Here is a 5,509-nt window from a genome sequence, read left to right as displayed (position 1 = left end):
TGTTTTTCCTCACCGATGCCGGCAAGCGGGAGCGGCTCGAGCCCGATGCCGAGGCCGACTGCGTGCAGGTTACCGTCCGCAACACCAACCGCTGCCACACTAAGGCCGAGCTGCTGGAGTTGGCCCGCCAGCACCCCGAGCAGTTCAGCCCCAACGTGGTGCTGCGCCCGCTTTATCAGGAGCTGCTGCTGCCCAACCTGTGCTATATCGGCGGCGGGGCGGAAGTGGCCTACTGGTTTCAGCTCAAAGCCGTGTTTGACACCTACGGGGTGCCGTTTCCGATTGTGCTGCTCCGCAACTCGGCCCTCTACCTGGGCAAGGCGGGCGCCGGCAAGCTGCGCAAGCTCGGCCTGGCGCCCACTGACGTCTTCAAGCCGCTGGCCGAGCTTAAGAAACAAGTCGGGGCCACGCTGGGGCAGGAAGAAGTCAGCTTGGCCGCTCAGCAGCAGGCCCTGGCCGCCGTATTCAAGGAAATTGCGGACCTGGCCCAGCGCCTCGACCCCACACTGGTGAAGACCGTGGCCGCCGAGCAGCAGAAAGTGGCCGGCGGGGTGGCCGGACTGGAAAAGCGCCTCAGTAAAGCCGCCGAGGCCAAGCACGAAACGGCCTATTCCCAGCTTGCGGCCCTCAAGGACAAGCTCTTTCCCGGCGGCGAGCTGCAGGAGCGCTCCGACAACGTGCTCAGCATCCTGATCAACAACCCGGAGTTCCTGCGCCAGCTCGTAGAGGCCTTCGAGCCGCTGGCGCTGGATTTCACGGTGCTGGAAGAGGAGTAAACGGGTTTGTGGCTTTTGGTTTTTGGTCCGAAATGCCACAAACCAAAAGCCACCCACCACAAACCAAATCCCACTCACCAATGCTGAAAGCAGAGCTGCGCCGTCAGATGCTGGCCCGCCGCCGGGCTCTGCCGGCTGCCGAGGTGGCTGCGCGCAGCCAGGGGCTCCGGGAGCAGCTGTTTGCGCATTTTCCCGTGGCCGACTGGCGCTGGCTGAGCGTGTTTTTGCCCATTCCGCACCAGCACGAACCCGACACTTGGCTGCTGGTCCGCGAAATATGGGCGCGGCAGCTGCCCACCCGGCTGGCCGTGCCCGTGGTGCAGCCCGATGGCCAAACCCTGCGCCACTTCCAGCTCACGCCCGAAACGGCACTGGTCGATAACCGATGGGGAATTCCCGAGCCGGTGCGGGCGCTCGAAGTAGCTCCCGCGGCCTTCGACGCGGTGCTGATTCCGCTGCTGGCCTTCGACGAGCGGGGCCACCGGGTGGGCTACGGCAAGGGCTTTTACGACCGGTTTCTGAGTCAGTGCCGGCCCGGCGCGCTCCGCATCGGCGTCAGCCTGGAGCCGCCGAGGCCGCGCATCACCGACGCCTGGGCCGGCGACGTGCGCCTGCACGCCTGCCTGACGCCGGAGCGGGTCTGGCGCTTCGGCGCGGATGGGGAGCTGGAAGCGACTGAACCTGAAAGCGCTTCGTAGCATATTCAGGCAATACAATACACGGCGCCGCGTTACCGGGGAGTAAGCACTATTCACTTAACCCCCGCACCGTTATGGCCATGATTCAGAATGCTCCCGCCGCCAAGGGCACCAAGCCCCGGGCCCACAAGAAGGCTTTTCACCTCGACATGACCCCGATGGTGGATCTGGCCTTTCTGCTGCTCACCTTTTTTATGCTGACCACCACCTTCAACAAACCCACGGTGATGGAAGTGGCCATGCCCGACCCGAAAGGCGAAAAGACGCCGATTGACGACTCGGCGGCCCTGACGCTGCTGCTGGGCAAAGACCACCAGGTGCAGTATTTCTACGGCCTCAATCCGGGCGCTGACGCCTCAAAACTGCACACGACCACTTTCGCCGCCGACGGCCTGCGGCAGGTGCTGCTCAAGTTTCGCCAAAACCCCGACGGCGTGGTGCTCATCAAGCCCGGCGACGAGGCTTCCTACCAGAGCATGGTTGATGCCCTCGACGAGATGAACATCACCGGCCAGAAAAAATACGCCCTCGTGGACCTCGACGAGGCTGACAAACGAATTATGCAGACGCCCCGCCTCTAGCCGCTGCAGACGCCGGCAACGTAACGGGATACTAGTGGCCGGGAGCCGTTAGTATCCCGTTACGCGCGTAATACGGGCCTGCCCCCAGGGCGCAATGCTGACCTGGACGAGCAGGGTGGGGCGCTTTTCGAGGCGGCGGCCGAGGCCCTCTGGCACGTAGTAGCGCTCCAGCCCGTAGCGTAGGCGCAGGCCGTGCCGCCAGCTGTTCGTAACCCAGCCGCGCAGCACCACCTGCCGGGGCTCAACTGCTGGCTCTTGGGCGTACACACCGGTAGCTTCGTAGGCGCCGTCGGCGGGCTGCAGTACCACGTACACTGGCTCATTGGCCTGGGCCGCCCGGCCCGTTTCGCGCCAGAGCCGGCTGGGCAGCTGGCTGATGGTGTAATTGAGGCGCACGTAGTCGCCGTAGAGCAAATCGCGCGGGTCGACGGGCGTGGTGCGCAGCGTGAGGGTGCGGCCCCAGGCCGTGGTGGCGTAGCCGGCCGCCGCCACGCCCAGCAAAAACAGTACCTGGGCTGCCACGGCCAGCAGCACGAGTCGGTGACGGCGCACCAGGGGCAGGGGAGTCGCCATGGCCGCTATTCGGATTTGGGAGGTAAGGCAGCCCGCGCGGCCCGCCGCAAATACCAGCTCAGCCCCAGCAGCAGGGCTCCGCCGCAGAGAAAAAACAGGGACTTATCCATAAAAGCCCAGGTGAGCTTGAAGTAGGCAGCCATGGTGGTCAGGATAAACAGCGTGGTGCCGAGCGTAATCCGGTCGGCGTTGTGTTCCTGCTGGGCCCGCCACAGCACCGCCCCCGAGTAGGCGTAGAGCACGACCAGCGTGGCCACGGCCAACGCCAGTCCGCTGGGCAGGTAGAAGCCGGGCAGCAGCAACAGCCAGTCGGTGAGTGAGCCCAGCCGGCCCCGCACCCGCTTGCCGGCCACCGACACCGCAAAAACGGCCAGCAGCGCGCCCAGATACGCCATCAGCGGCGGCCGCAGCAGCCCGGCGTAGGTATCGGTTTCGCCGTAAAGCGCCAGCCCGAAAGTGAACAAGAAGGCCGCCACGAGGGGCGGAGCCTGCAGGGCGCGGCCGGCGGGCCGGTCGGTTTGCCAGTCGCCGGCGGCGTATACCAGCATGGCCGGGATGAAGAACCAGGTGATTTTGGTGTGCAGGAAATCAATCAGCAGCCCGGCCTGCCACATGATGCCGGTAGCCAGAATGCCGCCGAGCAGAGCGTCGGGTCGCCGCCACCAGTAGTAGCCCAGCCCCAGCACCGCGAGGGCCGCCGTGACGTAGCTGAAGCCGCTGAGCTGCCCGGTGCTGTAGCCCTGCACGATGCCGCCGATAACGGCCGTGAGGGCAAACAGAAAGCGGCTCTGGTAGATGAACGTCAGGGCGGTGCCCGCCACCGCCCAGGCCAGCAGCCCGGTCACGTCGTAACCGATGAGCTGGTACATCTGGCTCGTCAGCACGATGCCGGCCCCGAATAAAACCAGCCCCAGCCCGATGAGTCCGATGCCGAGGGAGTCGTTGCCGCCCCGGCGCAGGAAATACTCGCCGGCGGCGTAGGCTCCGCCCATGGAGCCCAGCAGCAGCAGCAGGCGCACGAGTTCAGGCAAATCCTGCCAGTTGGCCGCAATCAAACTCAGCGCGCTCAGCCCCACCAGCAGAGAACCTAGCAGCGGCAAGAGCCCCACCACGCGGGCATCGTCGGGGTACAACGCCAGCAGACGCTGCTGCTGCTCGGTCGTGATGATGCCCTGAGCCACCCATTTCGGCCCTTCCGTTTCTACTAGCTTCCGACTCATATGCTGCCTAACTTACGCAGAAAGGGGCAGCAGTGGTGCTACCGCCGTGTTTGACCCGAGAGCCGACAGGTAGACTTCGTTGCCGGGCTGCTAATTCAAAGCCGAGAAAACCAGTTTCCGTGCCGCGTGAATCAGTGCCGCCTAGTTGGGACTTATCTGGTGATACCACTGCACGGGTGTCGTACGGTACCAAGCGGAGTGCGGCGAGGAGCAACTGCACGCCAGGCATTGCGTGGTTTGCCACTGATGCCGGCAGCTGGGGCATTGGCCGCCGGTAGCAAAGGTGTGCCAAGTATAGCCACAGGTACACTGCCAGTCTTGCTCGAAGCCGGTGGGCATCCAGTTGCATTGGGGGCAGGCAATAATAGTTTCGGGCTTGGGCATAAAAGCAAAAAGTAGCTGTGACTCCGCAGTACCTTATTTCCGCGCCCGGGTCATTTCGCGCTTGCCGGGCGGGCCGGCCAGCTTTTCCACCTGCCAGCCCGCGGCTTTCAGGCTGCGGCGGAAGCTGCCCTTGGCGCAGTAGCTCACCAGCACCCCGCCCGGCGCCGTGGCCGCGTAGAGCTGGGCAAATACCTCGTCCGTCCACATGTCGGGCTGCTTTTCGGGGGCAAAGGCGTCGAAATAAACAACGTCGTAGGTTTCCTCGCACAACGACGTGTCCTGCAGAGCGCCCGGGATTTTGTGCAGGGCGAAGCGGGTGGTCAACGCCACGGGCACCGACCAGGCCGCCGCGTGCAGCTGCTGCTGGTAGTCGACCAGCTCGGGGTTGAGCAGGTAGCGCTCCGCCTCCAGCTGCCCGATAACGGCGGCCGACAGCGGGTTTTTCTCAATCGTGTCGTAGAAGATGGGCTGCTTGGCCGACAAGCTGCGCTGCAGGGTAAGCAGGGCGTTGAGGCCGGTGCCAAAACCGATTTCCAGCACCCAGAGCGGCGTCTTGGACGTTGTCAGGGCCGGCTCCAGGCCCGCGTGCAGGTACACGTGCTGGGCTTCCTGCAGGGCGCCGTGCATGGAGTGGTAGTGCTCGTCGAGGGCGGGAACGTACAGCGTGCTCGAACCGTCGCCGGTTGTGCGAACTTCTACTTCAATCATAGCGGCTGGTTTTTCGGTTGTGGAGTGGACCCCGTCCCGCAGGGAATCGTTAAGGTACGAGCCTTCTTGCACAAGTAAAATTTTTCCGCCGCCCATATGGCCCGCATTAAAGTTGCCCTTCCCGCCGTCTTTTCCCTCACCGTTGAGCTGCCCGTGCGCATCACCGACCTCAACTACGGCGGCCACCTCGGCAACGATGCCCTGCTGAGTTTGCTGCACGAGGCCCGGGTGCAGTTTCTGCAGCACTGCGGCCTGACCGAATTTGACGCCGTTACCCGCCTGGGCACCATCATGGCCGATGTGGCCATTGAGTACAAGGGCGAGGCCTTTTACGGCGACGTGCTGCACTGCCAGCTGGCCGCCACCGACCTGCACAAGTACGGCTTCGACGTGGTGTACTGGGTGAAAAACCAGGCCGGAAAGGAAATTGCCCGGGCCAAAACCGGCATGCTGCTCTTCGACTATTCCACCCGCAAGCTGCGCGCCGTGAGCGACGAAATCCGGCACCAGCTGGGCGGGGTATAGGGCCAACTTTATGCGGATCAGCTGGTTGAGCAGTGTCCAGCCGC

7 protein-coding genes are annotated in these 5,509 nt (G+C 64.2%); 4 read left to right on the top strand and 3 right to left on the bottom strand.

Features of this window, described 5'->3' with window-relative positions:
• From bshC to EWM57_RS20550, 3 genes are all read left to right on the top strand, one after another.
• Window positions 1–776, top strand: a 776-nt coding sequence (gene bshC / locus EWM57_RS20560) for a bacillithiol biosynthesis protein BshC (RefSeq protein ID WP_129923180.1), incomplete at its 5' end; no start/stop codon positions are given.
• Between the two features lie 80 nt (window positions 777–856).
• Window positions 857–1,474 carry a 5-formyltetrahydrofolate cyclo-ligase gene (locus EWM57_RS20555; protein WP_129923179.1) on the top strand — a complete coding sequence of 206 codons (618 nt, stop codon included), beginning with the start codon at window positions 857–859 and terminating at the stop codon, window positions 1,472–1,474.
• Between the two features lie 74 nt (window positions 1,475–1,548).
• Window positions 1,549–2,055 (top strand): ExbD/TolR family protein, encoded by a 507-nt coding sequence (locus EWM57_RS20550; RefSeq protein WP_129923178.1) that lies wholly within the window; start codon window positions 1,549–1,551, stop codon window positions 2,053–2,055.
• Window positions 2,056–2,103: 48 nt separating this feature from the next.
• Here EWM57_RS20550 and EWM57_RS20545 read toward each other — a convergent pair whose 3' ends face one another.
• The 3 genes from EWM57_RS20545 to mnmD all read right to left on the bottom strand — a co-directional run bounded on the left by EWM57_RS20545 (window position 2,104) and on the right by mnmD (window position 4,940).
• Window positions 2,104–2,628 (bottom strand): GDYXXLXY domain-containing protein, encoded by a 525-nt coding sequence (locus EWM57_RS20545; RefSeq protein ID WP_129923177.1) that lies wholly within the window; start codon window positions 2,626–2,628, stop codon window positions 2,104–2,106.
• 5 nt (window positions 2,629–2,633) lie between these two features.
• Window positions 2,634–3,848, bottom strand: a complete 1,215-nt coding sequence (locus tag EWM57_RS20540; RefSeq protein WP_129923176.1) for a DUF2157 domain-containing protein — start codon at window positions 3,846–3,848, stop codon at window positions 2,634–2,636.
• 417 nt (window positions 3,849–4,265) lie between these two features.
• The gene (gene mnmD / locus EWM57_RS20530) at window positions 4,266–4,940 is read right to left on the bottom strand and encodes a tRNA (5-methylaminomethyl-2-thiouridine)(34)-methyltransferase MnmD (protein WP_129923174.1); all 675 of its coding nucleotides are present in this window, start codon (window positions 4,938–4,940) and stop codon (window positions 4,266–4,268) included.
• Between the two features lie 96 nt (window positions 4,941–5,036).
• On the opposite strand from mnmD, the gene EWM57_RS20525 reads away from it, so the two are divergent.
• Window positions 5,037–5,465 (top strand): thioesterase family protein, encoded by a 429-nt coding sequence (locus tag EWM57_RS20525; RefSeq protein WP_129923173.1) that lies wholly within the window; start codon window positions 5,037–5,039, stop codon window positions 5,463–5,465.
• Window positions 5,466–5,509: the final 44 nt, after the last annotated feature.

Origin of the sequence: Hymenobacter persicinus (assembly GCF_004167665.1) — a bacterium.
GTDB classification, from domain to species: Bacteria; Bacteroidota; Bacteroidia; order Cytophagales; family Hymenobacteraceae; genus Hymenobacter; species Hymenobacter persicinus.
This window is presented reverse-complemented; position numbering and strand designations above follow the sequence as displayed.